Raw genomic sequence first — 14953 nt, forward strand, 5'->3', positions numbered from 1 at the left:
ATTATGCTCCTTTCTTTTCTTCTAATCTTTTGCAAATAGCGTCATATTCTTGCTTGGTAAGTTGATATGGGTCTGTTTTATTGAATAATTGGTTAATAGCACTTTTGACATCATTAGCTGCCACGCTTGCACTTTTAGCTATTGCGTACAATCGTTTAACTTGGTTTTCAGTTAAATTCCCTTTAGATTGAGAATTTTGATTGCGATTGAAGTTTTGTTGTTGATTATTTTGGTTGTTGCCACTTGATTCATTTGCATCATCGTCCTGGTCACTTGTGATGCCGAATACTGCCGATAAACTATATCTTTTTAGATAAGTGATTAATGAACCTGCGCCTTGTGGCGTTTGTTTCTCAGCGTTTATAAACACCGGGTCAAACTCTATAAATTCACCTGATTCATGCATCAGCATGGTAGCCACTCCAACACGCCCATTTTCGTCATTTAAAGCCCACTGAACGAATGACAATCCATGATTAGGAGCTATGCTACTAATAGCTTCAACAACGTTCTCTAATGGAACGTATTTACTTTTAAAGTAAGGGTTGTCCGCATCTTTTAAAGGCTGCTTTACTTCACCTTGAAATTTAGCTAATGCTTTGCTGATTTCGACAATGGATTCGGATTTATTCATTCCTTATTCACCTCATCTTTTTTATAGGTTTTAACCTCCCCGGATAATTCTTCACACAGTTTGTCAAATTCTTCTGATTCCATTGATTCATAATCGTTTTCTAATTTGACATGCACTTTATGATTTTTGTAATTTTCGTCTGATTCTTCCCAATGATTCATGCCTGTTCCGGCATAATGTCCTCCTAAGTTACTCCTTGACCCTCTCATTCCTTATCGACCTCGACTTTAAATTCATCCTCGGGGTACTCAACTTCGATTCCATATACAGCAACACCCGTTTCCGGATCTATCATGTTATTTTCGAATATGGTAAACGCCTTTTTGATTTCCGCCTTCGCAGGTTCTTTCTTAACTTTTATCAAGTCTTCTCTGTTGTTTTCCTCTAGATAGTCAATAACAGCTTCATTGTCGTAAGTTATTTTAGGCTGCTTCTTCTGGAATCTAATGCGTCCGTTCGGTAGTTTTTGAGATTTGAATTTAGGGTCTTCCTCACGTTTTTTAACTGCATAGTAAGCGAGTAATCCTTGGAAATAATCGATATCACGCTGTGCCTTTTCTTTTTCAGATGCATTCCATGCTTCTATCTTTTCAATCTCTGCAATTGCTAAAGCGTTACTTTCCTCTTGCTTCTGCTGCGCCTGTTTGATTTTTCTCAAAGCCCAATTAGCTTTCTCATCTGTATCTACAACAAAGGTTTCGCGTTCTGTTTGCTCTTGTTCCTCTAAATATTGGTTTAAGCTAGACTGTAGTTCGTTCATAAATATCCTCTCCCAACTCTTTCATAATTTTGTCGAAATCCGTTCTGATATCATGGATATGAGCTAATTCTAATTCCTGTAAATCATCAATCGTTCCGCCCTTCCAGGCGATTTTAGGAACTGTTAATATAAAAGCTTCATCTATTGATTTACCTCTTGATTGGTAGTCCTTGTATATCTGCACAAAACGGTTAGTCATAGTTAACCTCCTGTACTTCAAACTTTATTGTTACGCCAGCTTTCTTAAACTGGCGTTTGCTCTGCATAATCACATAATCAATGTCTTGATTTGGTTTAATCGTTCCATCGGTTTCCAAATGCTTGCACGGTATCCAGCAGTTTTGATTGGTATGATTAATGGTGAACCTTCTCGCCTTTGCGTTGCCGTAACCACGGTCAATCTGTTGCAATGGAATACCTTTGTAATACTGGACACTGAAATTGCGCTGCACCCCATTCAAATTGTTTTTATCGTTCTCCATAAGTGTTCCGTCCTTGTGCCTACTTCTACTCATTGCTAAATCCTCCATAGTGCCGTATAATAGGCACATAAATAGTTTTATACTGCCATCTACTAAAAGCGCCTTTGCAGAGGTGCTTTTTATCTTGCATTTTTATACTTATCTGCATTCTCTTTCATCCACTTAATCGGGCCCCAGTATTCTCCGGGCTTGTCCTTCAATTGCTTTTCCGGTATTAGGTATCCAGTGCGTAGAGTCCTTTCAATTGCTGGATGGTCCATTTTAAGCACCCTTTCTTTGCGTTTTGTCATACCAAATTTGTATAAGAATCTCTTTGTGGCTGTCTTTAAGCGACTGCCAATTACCAGCTCTGATTTTCATTTCATTCCCTCCTATACATTAATCATCATGTAATATAAAAACGTCATTGCCCCTACAAAACCTAATCCATAAAACCACTTGATAAAGCGTTCGCTACTCATATGCGGGACCTCATAAATTGCTGGTGATTTTGTTCGATGGAATCAACAATATTTTGCAAAACGATTCCTGTAGTTGCGCCTTGAGCTAAATCCTTTATTTCTTTATGCAGCTTGTACTCAATCTCTAAATTTTGCATTGCTATAAGTGACTTCCTGGCATCCTTTAAACAAAGGTCCATTTCTTGATAGTCGCCTCGATGAATCGCTGAAATTCCTCTCAAGTGACAATCGATATAACATTGCTTTTCAATTTCGAATCTTGCGATAATATCTGTCATATAATCCCTCCTAATCTGATAAATCCTGTAATCATTTGCGTTAATGGTGTTGCTACATCGACTGCTGCATATAGAATCATAAGCATTTCCGGATTGTTGGTTATCTTGCACCATTTGAGTAAATCCTCTGCTTTTGTTTGAATTCTTCCGGTCTCTAATTTGGCTATATTGCTGCGAGTCATTCCCATTAATTTAGCCATGCAAGTCTGTTTTAATTTGGCTTCTTTACGCATCTTGGTTAAAGCTGCAGGTATCTCCAACACTTTCACCTCCCTTCATGTTCGCAATACGAACATATACAGAATGTTCCAATAGCGAACCGCATTGATAGGTTAATAGAGTTATAATGTAATTAACCAATCCCTCAGTTGGTTTCTAGTTTGCTTGTTTTGCATTAGTTTGTCGGTCTATCCATGTCATAAGACCGTTATAAGGAATTCGAATCTTATAGCCGTCTTTAACGACTGGAAATTCATTGTGATCGGACTGTCTACAAAGTTCATAAGTGGCAGTCCTCCCAATCCTTAGGATTTCAGCCGTTTCTTCAACAGTCAGAAATTTCGGTTGTGCTTTATAACCATGAGATTGGAGCATTCTTTCAATATCTTGCAGGTGCTTTTTATTCTCTTCCTGGATGATTTTGCGAAGAGATTCTTCCATGGACATTTAGATCACTCCTCTCTGATTCAATGTTGAGAATTCGGAGATTAACTTGTTTGATAATTTGATTTGACCTTTACCAGTAACTAACGTGGTAACACTCTCGACATCGCCCTCAGTGCGAGAAACCATTGTTACGGTAGTGGTAAATAAGCCTTGTTCAATGAATTGTTGCTTCGGTTGGTTGCGTTCTCTTCCGGATTTGATAAGGAACCCGTTGTCGCGTAACCACTGGAACATTTTATTTCGGCCTAACTTGATGCCATGCTCGTCATACATTAATTTGGAAAATGCACCGATGTTAATAGCAGCACTTGAATTTGATACTGCTTTGCCAAAGTTTGTATATGGTAATTCCTCTTGGCGTTGCTGTTCGATTTGTTTTTTCTCTTTCTGTGAGTTGAAGAAAGCAATTGCTCTGTCTTCTTCGCTCATGGATAAATAGTTTGTTACTAAATCGTTTTGTCCAACTTGATAAGATCCTGTTTTCCGGATGGATGGGATGACTTCATGTGTAACCCATCGTTTGAATTGTTTTGCTTCCGGTTTGCGACTACCTAACACCAAATTGTATAAGCCGTACTCGTTGATTAGATTGGTATTACCTTGACGCCCTATGTTGAACATAGACCGTTCATCGTTATCTAATTTAGCTACAGCTTGTGTAGTATTTTTGATATCTAAAATCTTGCATACATCATTTGCTACAAACCAAGGTTCGTTATTTTGCTCGATGATTCTTAATTGATTACCTTCAAACATTTTTGTTAATTTGTTCATTTGAGTCCCTCCTGTTTAGATGATTTGTTTTTCTTGTTCACTTTTGCAAACACTTTCTGTAAAAAAAATATCATCAAAATTCACTTGCAATACATCACATATTTTTTTAGCTGATTCTGGACTTGGATTTCTGTCATTACTTTCAATCTGGTTTATTAGGGCGCCACTCAAATTGGCAGCTCGTCCAAGTCCTCTTTGAGAAAAACCTTTTTTTATTCTTGTAGATGTGAATTCATTTAATTTAGCTTTAATAATCAATATTTTCACCCCTCTTCCGTTTGCTGTTGTAAACATAATAACACTTAATGTTTTATTTTGCAAACACTTTTTAAAAAAACTTTTTATTTTCTTTTAGAAACACATGTTTGCTTATGTTAATATAATGTTATCAATTGTAATCACAAAAGGCGGTTTAACTATGAAGTTTTCCGAATATATAACCATGAAAAGAAAAGAAAAAAATTTATCTGTCAGGCAACTAGCGTTGTATTCAGAGGTTTCTCCAGGATATCTTTCTCAAATTGAAAATGAAAAACGAAGCACTCCCACTCCTGACATTATAAAAAAACTAGCTAAGGGATTAAAGGTTCCTTACAGTGAATTGATGGAGGTCGCTGGTTATATTGAGAGTAATAAAAATGATCTTCCGGAGTTAACAGAAAAAGAAGAGCGTGATGTCGCCAAGGATCTCCAAGATATTATTGATGATTTAGAAAGTGGTACCAGTTTAGCTTTTGACGGAGAACCGATGGACGATGATACCCGAGAACTTGTTCTGGCTCAAATCGAAAGAAATTTAAGAACTACAAAAAAACATGCGAAGAAAAAATTCACACCAAAAAAATATAGAGATAATAAATGAGTGGTGTTTTGTTTGATAATAAAAAGCGAAGTAGAAAAAAAGATAAGTAAGTTCGGCACCAATGATCCTTTTTATATAGCTGAACGTTTAGGAGTGTTAATTGAATACGCTGATCTTGGTGAGACTTTGGGATTTTATTTTCGGAATCGCAGAATTAAAATTATCAATATTAACCATAATTTGAGTGAAATAATGCAAAGATTCGTTTGTGCTCATGAATTAGGACACGTTATTTTGCATAAAGATGCAAATACTCCAGCATTAAGAAAAAATACGTTTTTTTCAACTAATAAAATCGAAAAAGAAGCAAACCGCTTTGCCGTTGAGTTACTTTTGCCCGATGAAGCAATTTATCAACACAAAGATACGAATATGACAATTAATGAAATCGGTGGCATATATGGAGTACCGGAAGAGGTTACTCACCTCAAAAAAATTTAGTATCTTTATAGGGATATTGACTTAAAACAGAACGAATATTTTCAAGTATATATAAGTGTAAATACAACAGGTTCACTGTTTTGATATAGATAAAATATTATTGAGGGGTCGATAGTTTGAAGAAATTATTTTTTATTTTATTACTTACTACATTATTAGCAGCTTGTGGTGATGATGCAGCCACCGAAGAAAACAGTAACAACCCACCGGAAGAAGAAAAATCTTCTGGAGAAATACAATCAGAAAACCTAGAAGAACTGGAAGAAGTAAATGCGGAAGTGACATCTATTGAGTATTATCAGTGGTTAGATCCAGCGATAGATACAGAAACAATCACTGTATACGCTGAGATCCGGAATACAAGTGATGTTCCTATTGACGTGGTTGGCGCTAATTTGACTTATTTAGATACAGATGGTGGTGTTATTGCGGTAAATGAATCTCAAGTTAGGCCGAGATTTTTAAATCCTGATGGCACCGGCTATGTAATTGCAGAAATCGAGGGTAGCATTGATGAATACGATAGTTTAAATGAAGTAGATATCGAAGTTTCTCCAACTGCATTTCCAGATGCTGAAATTGTAGATTTTTCTACTAGAGATGAAAATTTAAAGGTCGATAGTTGGGGACAATCTGGTTCTGATGTTGCGGTTACAGGTTATTTAGAAAACGAAAGCAGTGTTACATTCACAGAGGATGACACTGCTGCAGCTATAGGAATTTATGATGAAAACGGAGATTTTCTTGCAGCAGAACCAATGTATTCAGATCAAAACTTTTCTTTAGATGCTAATGGAGAAACTAGCTTTGAGATTGGTGGCGGAAGTCCTCTACCATCGGAAGTTGGAGAAAATGTTGACAGTGTAAAAGTGCAAGCCATTGGTATTGAAGGAATGGATAATTATTGGTGGTAATAACTATAAAATTTAATAATCAACTGAGGGCGTATTTAGGTACGTCTTCTATTTTACCTTTAAACAGAACGTACATTCTTAATTAGGAGGATTTTAATGAAAATCACGTCACTAGAGGAGAAGAGAAAACAGAAAGCGATGGAAGAAATGGTGGTGCTGCCTGTTTATGATTCTGTCTATCTTAATGATGACGGTGAATTAGTTGGAGAAATTGTAGCTTATAAAGAAGTCCCAAAATACTTTTTAGAGGAGGATGAATTATAATGAGAGGTCATATCATTAAACGAGGTAAAAAATATTCCATCGTAGTTGATATTGGCAGAGATCACAATAATAAGCGTAAACAAAAATGGTTTTCGGGATATAAGCGAAAAAAGGATGCTGAGGATGACTTACCTAATGTTATTAACAAATTAAAAAAAGGTTATACTGACCCGGCGAATATGACAATGGAAGAATACTTTAATCAGTGGTTAGACAGAAAAAAGAGTACAGTTGCTCCAGGAACGTATGAACATTACGAATCGTATATGCGAAAGCATATCATTCCAGGTTTGGGTCGGTGGAAAATTAGCAAATTGGAAAGCTACCACATTGAATCATTTATGGATGAAATCAATGAAAAAGAATTATCTCAACGCAGTAAAAAACATATATACAGAATCTTATCTAGCGCTTTATTAAAAGGGAAGAAATATGGCATCAAAGAAGGTATAATGGAGGATATAGAAGCACCTAAGGTCGATAAACAAGAAATAGAGTATTGGTCAGAAGATGAAGTAATGGTTTTTATGAGTAATTTAAAAAGCAAAAATCACGCAATGCCGATATTGCTATCACTGGCAACTGGAATGCGTAGAGGTGAAGTGTTAGGATTGAAATGGAATAAAGTTGATTTTGCAAACAAAACAATATCCGTTACGCATCAATTAAAGAAAGATGATGAAGGGAAATGGGAATTATCATCTCAACTAAAAACTTCTACCAGCTATCGAACGATTGAAATTGATGACGATACAATAAACGTACTAAAAGAACACAAGAAACAGCAACGAAAAGATCAAATGAAATGCGGTGGTGATTATCAAGATAACGATTTAGTTTGCGCTACTTCAATCGGGGGATATATTCGGCCGACCTATTTAAGAACTGTTTTCAATCGTACACTAGAAAGAAGTAGCGTGAAAAAGATTAGTTTTCATGGGTTACGGCACACACATGCCACGTTATTATTAAAATCTGGTGTACATCCAAAAGTTGTACAAGAACGTTTAGGGCATCGATCTATCCAAACAACTTTAGATACTTATTCACATGTTATCCCCGGTATTCAAAAAATTGCAGCAACAAGCATACAAAAGTCGTTATATGGCGATAATAATAAAAACGAAAAAGCAAACTCGATTGCAAACGCACCTGCTAACAAAATATGAACACACCGAAACAGATTAATAGATTTTTGTACCTCAAAATACTGATTAACATATGTTTAAAAAGAGTGAAATCGATTTTGTTGGTTTCCGGTACCAGGTTTGCCGGGGGTTCGAATCCCTCTGGGCGCGCTAGATAAAGTTAATAAAAGACAAGGGATAGAGATGTTTGCTTCCCTTGTCTTTTTTCTGTCTTCCTGAAGTTTGGTGCTATCTTTCCTCAAACATCGCCAGCTTTTCCACTCGGTTGCGAATGAATACTCTATTTTCCTATATGTGGCATCCTTGCCTAATTAGAAAGAGGGACTGCCAGTAGTTGTACCTGACTCCGGCCGGTTAGAATCATTACTTGATTTATAGTTGGACTCAATAGCAGATTTAGCTTTAGCAGGAGCTGATGTCAGCCCTGTTGCCCAGCTTTCTATCGCTCTATCTGCGGATTGTTGAAATGTTTCACTCCAGTTTACTGAACAATTTGTTTCATCGCAGCGAACACCATTTCCATAGTTTGTCGAGGCTGCTTGAACTCCGGAGGTTGAAATAACGGATAATCCTAACGTTAAGGCTGCTACTCCTAATTTCATTCTCTTTTTCATCACAGACACTCCTTACATAATGATTTGTATCTCAACATAACATGATTTTTGTGAAGATTCAACAAATTACCATTAAAAACGGAAAGATAAACCAAGATGGTTACATTATTTAATCCACCTCCTAGCATTCTGTGAGAAGCCTGCTTCTATCCTTGTAAAGTATTACGTATGCGAGTTCAAGAAACACCACCTGCTTTTAGATATTTCTCAAGATTATTCTCGCCCTCCGTACCTTCATATAATACCTGCAAAGTAATTTTTATTTGCAATTTATGAAATTTAAACGGCGGATTATTGGATGCAAGCTGCTCTTGGAGTTCTTCAATCTCCTTACCGTATGAATCAATCGTACAATTAAAGCAGCTGCGTCATCCCCTTCCATAATTCTTTGATTATTATATTTGAGGTAGTCAGGTTAAATGGGGAGCGAATTCTTATGGACGTCTTAATACCAAATAAAAAGCCCCTCTTAAATTTGAGCAACGTAAGCTCGCCTCTAAGAGGGACTTTTTAACTGAGGTTTTAATATTTGGTGCTTTGCTTCCCTATCAAATAAAGCAAAGTTCGTTATAGAGGATGTTCAAAAAGTCCAATAAAAATGACACGGCAAATTTCTGCGTTGACGAGCTATTTGCAATACTCACGTATTATAAAGCATACGCTCCGTTTAGAAATAACTCGTCGCCTTGAACTTCTTGGTCCTATTTATCGGACTTTTTGAACACGCATTTATACGGACAGCATTAAACTTTTTCACGTACAAGGCTTGTTAAATATTCCATCGCCTCTTCTTCATCTTCTCCTTCAATAATAAGCTTGATTTCTTCTCCTTTTGTCAGAGCCAGACTCATTAATCCCATAATGCTTTTGGCATTAACCTTTTTATGATCATTCTCTAAAAATATGTGTGAATCAAATCGATTGGCCTCTTGTACAAAATAGGCAGCTGGCCTCGCTTGTAGTCCTGAATCTAATTCGATTTTCACTGTTTTCTCAACCAATAAATTCACTCTCCTGTCTTAAGTAAACGCCTCCATTTTTTTAGGAAGCAGAAAAAATTCTGCGTCTTTCTTTCGGCGATGTTCCATGATATTTACTGCATTATATCATATTCTGCGGATACTAGCATTAATTACCAAGCTGCAGTTCGCCACGTTTGATTTTCTCTGCAAATTCATCAATTTTTTTCAAACGATGATTCACGCCTGATTTAGAAATTGTTCCGCTGGTAACAAGTTCCCCTAATTCTTTTAATGAAACTTCTTCATATTGAATACGGAGCTTAGCTATTTCCTGTAATTTCTCCGGCAGTTGATCCAATCCAACTGTCCGCTCAATCAATTTAATGTTTTCAATTTGACGGAACGCTGCGCCGATGGTTTTATTTAAGTTCGCGGTTTCACAATTCACCAGTCTATTGACAGAATTACGCATATCACGGACGATGCGTACATCTTCAAATTTTAATAATGCTTGATGCGCTCCGATGACACTTAAAAACGTAGTAATTTTTTCAGCTTCTTTGATGTAGACGATATAACCATTTTTACGCTCTAACGTTCTTGCATGTAAATCATATGCATTAAACAATGTTTTTAATGCTTCTGCATGCTCCTCATAATAATTAAAAATCTCCAAATGATAGGAGGAGGTTTCCGGGTTATTCATTGATCCGCCAGCTAAAAATGCTCCGCGTAAATATGCTTTTCGGCAGCATTCTTTTCTTAAGTATTTCTCTGAAATGGTCCGGACAATCTGGTATTGATTTTCCATTAGGTTCAAATCCTCTAATAAGGATTGAACGCCGTTTTTCATACGGACGATATATACATTATTTTTCTTCAGCTTCATTTTTTTACGGACAAGCAGCTCCACCGGCAATGTATAATTTTGCTTGATTAATGTGTAAATACGCCTTGCAATTGCTGCATTCTCTGTTTGAACATCCAGTACATAACCTTGCTTTGATATAGAAATAACGCCATTCATTCGAACTAATGCAGCTAGTTCAGCAAACTGACAGCAAGAATCCGATTGAATAGCGGTTAGTTCTTTCTTAATATCTGATGCGAAGGACATTGTATCACGCTCCTTCCCCTTTTCGAACACGCCTTGATACGTTTATTCAATGAAACTGTATTCAGCGGAATAATCCTGCATACCCCGCTGAATCTGACTTCTTTGTCTTTTTCATCGTACTTTTTGAACACTCACTGCTATAAAAATTTATAAAGCATTTTAGCTATTTTATCATTATTATGACGGAGAGTTCCATCTTTATGCTTCACGACAATATTACCTGGAAAAACCTGCACATTCATCGATTCTAAACGGGAACTATCTGCTGCTACCGGGAATGCCTGCTCTTCTTTATAAATCTCCTGCGTCTCTGCATCGATTGGCTGATCATGAACAATCACATAATCAACACAATCATCACCGACATGATCATGAATCGCCTGGACATGATCTGCTGCAGAATAATTCGTTGTTTCTCCATATTGTGTCATGATATTACAAACGTACACAATCTTTGCTTTTGTATTTAATAATGCTTCCTTCACCTCTGGAACAATTAAATTCGGCATAATTGAGGTGTAAAGGCTCCCTGGAGAAATCACGATTAAATCCGCCTTTTGAATTGATTCCACAGCGTTAGGTAATGGCTGCAGCGGCTGCGGCTCTAAAAAGACCCTTTTAATCCGTTTGCCGGACAGGGGAATATTGGATTCCCCATGAATAATCTCTCCATCCTCCATAATGGCATGCAAAGACATGTTATCATTTGAAATCGGATAGATATTTCCCTTTACATTAAGCACCCGGGAAATTTCCTTTATCCCTTGATTAAAATTACCGGTCATGGAGGTCATTGCTGCCAATAATAGATTACCTAATGAATGCCCTGTCAACCCATTCCCCTGCTGAAACCGGTGTTGAAAAAGCTCTAAAAGCATCGGCTCTGCATCAGACAGAGCTGCTATTACATTCCGGATATCTCCTGGTGCCGGCATTTCCATCTCGGAACGAATTCTTCCTGTACTCCCCCCGTCATCTGCTACCGTCACCACAGCAGTCAGATCCACGGGCAAATCCTTCAACCCGCGAAGCAAAACCGGCATTCCTGTCCCTCCGCCAATCGCTGTTATTTTTGGGATATCGCTCATGAGGTTTTGGCCTTTCTCTTTTCAATATCTCTGTGGCTGACGTGGGTAATATAATCATCGCTGAATTGTTTGGAAAAGTACTCGGCTAAAGCAACTGAACGGTGCTGTCCACCCGTACAGCCAATGGCAATAACTAACTGAGACTTTCCTTCTTTTTTATACTGCGGGAGCATAAAACGGAATAAATCATTTAATTTCTCTACAAACAATTTCGTATCCGACCATTTAAATACATAGGAATTTACTTCCTGATTTAGTCCGGTCAATGGCTGAAGTGCAGATACATAATGCGGATTCGGCAGAAAACGTACATCGAAAACTAAATCCGCATCAATTGGAATTCCATATTTAAACCCAAAGGATACAAAATGAGTGGAAAATACTTCTTGTTTTTCTTCCTTGTACAATTGGAGAATCTTTTCACGCAAATCTCTCGGCTTGAGTTTTGAAGTATCAATAATCCGCTGGGAACGACCGCGCAGCTCATCAATAATAATTCGCTCTTGATGGATTCCATTTAAAGGAAGTCCGCCGACAGCTAACGGATGAGAGCGTCTGGTTTCTTTATATCTTGTCACCAGCGTTTCATCCTCCGCATCTAAAAACAGGATATGGCTTTGAATCCATGGTGTATGGCTGATTGCATCCAGTGCCTTATATAAGGAATCAAAGAACTCTCTGCCGCGCAGATCCATAACAAGTGCAACTTTTTGAATGGTATTCGAAGCATCCTTCATTAATTCTAGAAATTTGGGAAGAAGCGCAGGAGGTAAATTATCTACACAATAATAACCTAAATCTTCAAAGCTTTGCACCGCAACTGTTTTTCCGGCTCCTGACATCCCCGTAATAATAACGAGCTTTGTTTCTTTTTCCTGATTCACTAAACTCTCCCCTTTCAGTCCTCTTCCAACACATTTGCATTTTGCAGGTACGGAGACTGCAGTCTCAAAAAAGTTGTCTGAGACTTTAGCAGCTCAACCCTTTTTATCGTGCTTCTTATATCTTATTTTAATTATATTAGAAAACCTGACATTCGCCAAGCCTTTGAGTGAATGCCTTCGTTTGAGCTGCGAACACTGTTGCGAAGATATCGCTTCTCTTATATAGCTTATACAGCTGACCTGTGAAACTTCCCCGCAGCTGAGACACTCTCCCTTTTTCCATTTAAACAAAAAAAATGGACAGGTGAGTCACCTGTCCCAAAACTAATCTATCTATTAAAAGGGGGTCAATTAGTTAATTCTATAATACCCTTTCATTGTTTCATGCGTGTTACAGCAACGTTAAGATGCAGTTACCGCAGATTAATTTTTTTATACAAATCCTAACCAAAGATGGATATGACCTGCATTTTCGACAATTTCCAATAACTATCGTATTATGCATCTCCTAAAATACGACAATTTTGCTAATTAATCTTCTAATGTTTCTACATATTTAATTGCTGTTTCCGCTGCGATACTTCCATCACCTGTAGCTGTAACAATTTGTCTAAGGTCTTTTGCACGGATATCTCCCGCTGCAAAAATACCAGGTATTTTCGTTTCCATATTTTCAGATGTAGGAATATATCCTTCTTCATCCGTAATCCCTAAATCCGTAAATGGATCATTTAATGGGAGCATACCGACATAAACAAATACACCGCTTGTTGGGAAATCATATACTTCATCCGTTTTTACATTTTTTAATGAAATACTGCTGACTTTTCCCTCTGGACCGTTAATTTTTTCGGCTATCGTATCCCAAATAAATTCAATTTTATCGTTGTTAAATGCGCGATCCTGAAGAATGCGCTGTGCCCGCAATTCATCACGGCGATGAACAATGGTTACTTTGCTTGCGAATCTTGTCAGATACACGCCTTCTTCTACAGCAGAGTCTCCCCCGCCGACAACAACCAGTTCTTTCTCTTTAAAGAATGCACCATCACAAACGGCACAGTAAGATACACCGCGTCCGCCAAGCTCTTCTTCGCCAGGGATGCCGAGTTTCTTATATTGTGCACCTGTTGCAATAATCAAAGCTTTAGTATGATAAACTTTTTTTCCTGCATGAATGGTTTTATAATTGCCATGATCTTCAATCGACTTAATATCACCGTATGCATATTCTGCGCCAAACTTTTTGGCATGATCGAACATTTTATTCGACAAATCCGGTCCTAAAATATGGTCAAATCCAGGATAGTTCTCTACATCTTCTGTATTTGCCACCTGACCTCCCGGAATTCCGCGTTCCAGCATCAGTGTATCTAAATTTGCCCGTGAAGCATACACAGCAGCTGTCATACCTGCTGGTCCAGCTCCGGCAATAATCACATCATATATTCTCTCTTCGGACATTCCATACCGCCCCTTTATCCTTATAATATTCTTATTCCACCGTATAGTGTAATGAAATTAAGATTTAACGTCTATCTTTTTGCTCATTTTTTTATTGCCCAAGGCCCTTCTTCTTCTGACAGCTTGGGATGCCGCTTCAAACCCTCTTCCCATAAACGCAATGCCTTGCTCGGGTTCCCCGATTGATAAGCTGTGATGCTATACCATTTATAATAGGATGCTCTCCTTTTAGCTTGCTCCCCAGAAATATTTTGATACCGTTCATAGGCTAAACCATAATTTGCTGTTTTCGCAAAGACTTCCGCAATCCGCAGCTTTTGTTCTTCATGCATCGGATAAATATTGTTTATAATGTCGATATGCGTCTGATAATCCGCCTCTCCCGTTTCATAATAAAACAGAGCTAAATTTAAATGGCTGTGCAAATTATTGGGATAATCCACGAGCATATCTTCTTCAATATGCATGGCTTCTTCTTTTCTGTCTGTGTAGAATAAGGCCTGGGCATAATCATGGACAGCCAGCTTCTGCTCCGGAAAGTTTTCCATGAGCTCCTCAATAAACGGAATTGCTTTTTCCCATTCATCATGCTCCATATGATAAAATGCAGTCTCCTGCAGGACAATCAGTTCATCTTCATCCTCCAGGGAAAAATTTTCTTCCTCTTCATCCTCTATTTCAATGAAATCAAGAAGCTGTGCGGCATCGTTGCTGAAGTCGCCTTCTGGTTTCTTATCTAAATACATCTGCGCATACTTTTTGGCATCTTGAAGCAATCCAAGATGCGCATAGTTGTTGGCAGCTAAATAATAACAATCAATATACTCTCCGGTCTGCAGCACTTCTGTCAGCAGCTGATTGGCTTTATGATAAGCACCGGTTTCTGTATAAATAATCGATAACTGACATTTATATAAAGGAAAATGAGGCTTGTCCTCAATGGCTTTTTGAATCCATTTAATCGCAATGTCAAACTTCCTTTTCTTAAATGCTTCGACACCCTTTGTATAGTAAAAGTCGCCTTCAGGAATAAATGGGGTTACGTTACTTGCAGTTGTCTTCTTTTTCTTCCTTCTTAACATGAATCAATCCCCCGTTCTTAAAGACAGTCGAGAAAAGTATACCATAGAATATAGCAGA

Annotated in this window: 22 protein-coding genes; 5 read left to right on the forward strand and 17 right to left on the reverse strand. The window is 37.7% G+C overall.

Annotated elements, in window-relative coordinates:
* Position 1: 1 nt before the first annotated feature.
* The 10 genes from MKX55_RS17885 to MKX55_RS17930 form a co-directional block, all read right to left on the reverse strand.
* A complete protein-coding gene (locus MKX55_RS17885; RefSeq protein WP_339233890.1) occupies positions 2-634 on the reverse strand; it encodes an ERF family protein in 633 nt (210 codons plus the stop codon).
* Entirely contained in the window at positions 631-843 is a 213-nt protein-coding gene (locus tag MKX55_RS17890; protein WP_339233893.1) for a hypothetical protein, read from the reverse strand. The genes MKX55_RS17885 and MKX55_RS17890 overlap by 4 nt, the downstream gene beginning before the upstream one ends.
* Positions 840-1394, reverse strand: a complete 555-nt coding sequence (locus MKX55_RS17895) for a host-nuclease inhibitor Gam family protein (RefSeq protein ID WP_339233894.1) — start codon at positions 1392-1394, stop codon at positions 840-842. The genes MKX55_RS17890 and MKX55_RS17895 overlap by 4 nt, the downstream gene beginning before the upstream one ends.
* Positions 1375-1593: a hypothetical protein gene (locus MKX55_RS17900; RefSeq protein WP_339233895.1), complete on the reverse strand. Its 219-nt coding sequence runs from the start codon at positions 1591-1593 to the stop codon at positions 1375-1377. Before MKX55_RS17900 ends, MKX55_RS17895 begins: the two co-directional genes overlap by 20 nt.
* Positions 1586-1909 (reverse strand): hypothetical protein, encoded by a 324-nt coding sequence (locus MKX55_RS17905; RefSeq protein WP_339233897.1) that lies wholly within the window; start codon positions 1907-1909, stop codon positions 1586-1588. Before MKX55_RS17905 ends, MKX55_RS17900 begins: the two co-directional genes overlap by 8 nt.
* Positions 1910-2333: 424 nt before the next feature.
* Positions 2334-2615, reverse strand: coding sequence for a hypothetical protein (locus MKX55_RS17910; protein WP_339233900.1), 282 nt, complete (start codon positions 2613-2615; stop codon positions 2334-2336).
* Positions 2612-2875: a helix-turn-helix transcriptional regulator gene (locus MKX55_RS17915; protein ID WP_339233903.1), complete on the reverse strand. Its 264-nt coding sequence runs from the start codon at positions 2873-2875 to the stop codon at positions 2612-2614. The genes MKX55_RS17910 and MKX55_RS17915 overlap by 4 nt, the downstream gene beginning before the upstream one ends.
* 115 nt (positions 2876-2990) lie before the next feature.
* Positions 2991-3281: a helix-turn-helix domain-containing protein gene (locus MKX55_RS17920; protein WP_339233906.1), complete on the reverse strand. Its 291-nt coding sequence runs from the start codon at positions 3279-3281 to the stop codon at positions 2991-2993.
* Positions 3282-4055 carry a BRO family protein gene (locus tag MKX55_RS17925; RefSeq protein ID WP_339233909.1) on the reverse strand — a complete coding sequence of 258 codons (774 nt, stop codon included), beginning with the start codon at positions 4053-4055 and terminating at the stop codon, positions 3282-3284. It abuts the gene before it with no gap.
* 15 nt (positions 4056-4070) lie between these two features.
* The gene (locus MKX55_RS17930; protein ID WP_339233912.1) at positions 4071-4313 is read right to left on the reverse strand and encodes a helix-turn-helix transcriptional regulator; all 243 of its coding nucleotides are present in this window, start codon (positions 4311-4313) and stop codon (positions 4071-4073) included.
* Between the two features lie 160 nt (positions 4314-4473).
* Here MKX55_RS17930 and MKX55_RS17935 point away from each other — a divergent pair, with 160 nt between their 5' ends.
* The 5 genes from MKX55_RS17935 (at position 4474) to MKX55_RS17955 (ending at position 7705) form a co-directional block, all read left to right on the forward strand.
* On the forward strand, positions 4474-4917 hold the full coding sequence (locus MKX55_RS17935; RefSeq protein ID WP_339233915.1) for a helix-turn-helix domain-containing protein: 444 nt from the start codon (positions 4474-4476) through the stop codon (positions 4915-4917).
* Positions 4918-4929: 12 nt separating this feature from the next.
* Positions 4930-5358 (forward strand): ImmA/IrrE family metallo-endopeptidase, encoded by a 429-nt coding sequence (locus MKX55_RS17940; protein ID WP_339233917.1) that lies wholly within the window; start codon positions 4930-4932, stop codon positions 5356-5358.
* 116 nt (positions 5359-5474) lie between these two features.
* On the forward strand, positions 5475-6272 hold the full coding sequence (locus MKX55_RS17945; RefSeq protein WP_339233919.1) for a hypothetical protein: 798 nt from the start codon (positions 5475-5477) through the stop codon (positions 6270-6272).
* Positions 6273-6368: 96 nt separating this feature from the next.
* Positions 6369-6536, forward strand: coding sequence for a hypothetical protein (locus MKX55_RS17950; protein ID WP_339233921.1), 168 nt, complete (start codon positions 6369-6371; stop codon positions 6534-6536).
* On the forward strand, positions 6536-7705 hold the full coding sequence (locus tag MKX55_RS17955) for a tyrosine-type recombinase/integrase (RefSeq protein ID WP_339233923.1): 1170 nt from the start codon (positions 6536-6538) through the stop codon (positions 7703-7705). Before MKX55_RS17950 ends, MKX55_RS17955 begins: the two co-directional genes overlap by 1 nt.
* A gap of 290 nt (positions 7706-7995) precedes the next feature.
* Here the strand turns inward: MKX55_RS17955 and MKX55_RS17960 are convergent, their stop codons facing one another.
* The 7 genes from MKX55_RS17960 to MKX55_RS17990 form a co-directional block, all read right to left on the reverse strand.
* The gene (locus MKX55_RS17960) at positions 7996-8298 is read right to left on the reverse strand and encodes a leucocin A/sakacin P family class II bacteriocin (RefSeq protein ID WP_339179342.1); all 303 of its coding nucleotides are present in this window, start codon (positions 8296-8298) and stop codon (positions 7996-7998) included.
* 743 nt (positions 8299-9041) lie between these two features.
* The gene (locus tag MKX55_RS17965) at positions 9042-9299 is read right to left on the reverse strand and encodes an HPr family phosphocarrier protein (RefSeq protein WP_152655201.1); all 258 of its coding nucleotides are present in this window, start codon (positions 9297-9299) and stop codon (positions 9042-9044) included.
* A 127-nt stretch (positions 9300-9426) separates the two neighbouring features.
* On the reverse strand, positions 9427-10377 hold the full coding sequence (gene whiA, locus MKX55_RS17970; RefSeq protein ID WP_042530265.1) for a DNA-binding protein WhiA: 951 nt from the start codon (positions 10375-10377) through the stop codon (positions 9427-9429).
* Between the two features lie 137 nt (positions 10378-10514).
* On the reverse strand, positions 10515-11465 hold the full coding sequence (locus MKX55_RS17975; protein WP_339179348.1) for a YvcK family protein: 951 nt from the start codon (positions 11463-11465) through the stop codon (positions 10515-10517).
* Positions 11462-12349, reverse strand: coding sequence for an RNase adapter RapZ (gene rapZ, locus MKX55_RS17980; RefSeq protein ID WP_084612854.1), 888 nt, complete (start codon positions 12347-12349; stop codon positions 11462-11464). The genes MKX55_RS17975 and rapZ overlap by 4 nt, the downstream gene beginning before the upstream one ends.
* A 531-nt stretch (positions 12350-12880) precedes the next feature.
* Positions 12881-13813 (reverse strand): thioredoxin-disulfide reductase, encoded by a 933-nt coding sequence (trxB, locus tag MKX55_RS17985; RefSeq protein WP_193064310.1) that lies wholly within the window; start codon positions 13811-13813, stop codon positions 12881-12883.
* 83 nt (positions 13814-13896) lie between these two features.
* Positions 13897-14895, reverse strand: coding sequence for a hypothetical protein (locus MKX55_RS17990; protein ID WP_339233925.1), 999 nt, complete (start codon positions 14893-14895; stop codon positions 13897-13899).
* Between the last annotated feature and the right edge of the window lie 58 nt (positions 14896-14953).

Source organism: Oceanobacillus sp. FSL W7-1281 (genome assembly GCF_037969835.1).
GTDB classification, from domain to species: domain Bacteria; phylum Bacillota; class Bacilli; order Bacillales; family Amphibacillaceae; genus Oceanobacillus; species Oceanobacillus oncorhynchi.

Coding starts and splice junctions, on each gene's coding strand:
- MKX55_RS17885 (WP_339233890.1), bottom strand. CDS start 634: ATGAATAAATCCGAATCCATTGTCGAAATCAGCAAAGCATTAGCTAAA.
- MKX55_RS17890 (WP_339233893.1), bottom strand. CDS start 843: ATGAGAGGGTCAAGGAGTAACTTAGGAGGACATTATGCCGGAACAGGC.
- MKX55_RS17895 (WP_339233894.1), bottom strand. CDS start 1,394: ATGAACGAACTACAGTCTAGCTTAAACCAATATTTAGAGGAACAAGAG.
- MKX55_RS17900 (WP_339233895.1), bottom strand. CDS start 1,593: ATGACTAACCGTTTTGTGCAGATATACAAGGACTACCAATCAAGAGGT.
- MKX55_RS17905 (WP_339233897.1), bottom strand. CDS start 1,909: ATGAGTAGAAGTAGGCACAAGGACGGAACACTTATGGAGAACGATAAA.
- MKX55_RS17910 (WP_339233900.1), bottom strand. CDS start 2,615: ATGACAGATATTATCGCAAGATTCGAAATTGAAAAGCAATGTTATATC.
- MKX55_RS17920 (WP_339233906.1), bottom strand. CDS start 3,281: ATGTCCATGGAAGAATCTCTTCGCAAAATCATCCAGGAAGAGAATAAA.
- MKX55_RS17925 (WP_339233909.1), bottom strand. CDS start 4,055: ATGAACAAATTAACAAAAATGTTTGAAGGTAATCAATTAAGAATCATC.
- MKX55_RS17935 (WP_339233915.1), top strand. CDS start 4,474: ATGAAGTTTTCCGAATATATAACCATGAAAAGAAAAGAAAAAAATTTA.
- MKX55_RS17950 (WP_339233921.1), top strand. CDS start 6,369: ATGAAAATCACGTCACTAGAGGAGAAGAGAAAACAGAAAGCGATGGAA.
- MKX55_RS17955 (WP_339233923.1), top strand. CDS start 6,536: ATGAGAGGTCATATCATTAAACGAGGTAAAAAATATTCCATCGTAGTT.
- MKX55_RS17960 (WP_339179342.1), bottom strand. CDS start 8,298: ATGAAAAAGAGAATGAAATTAGGAGTAGCAGCCTTAACGTTAGGATTA.
- whiA (WP_042530265.1), bottom strand. CDS start 10,377: ATGTCCTTCGCATCAGATATTAAGAAAGAACTAACCGCTATTCAATCG.
- MKX55_RS17975 (WP_339179348.1), bottom strand. CDS start 11,465: ATGAGCGATATCCCAAAAATAACAGCGATTGGCGGAGGGACAGGAATG.
- trxB (WP_193064310.1), bottom strand. CDS start 13,813: ATGTCCGAAGAGAGAATATATGATGTGATTATTGCCGGAGCTGGACCA.
- MKX55_RS17990 (WP_339233925.1), bottom strand. CDS start 14,895: ATGTTAAGAAGGAAGAAAAAGAAGACAACTGCAAGTAACGTAACCCCA.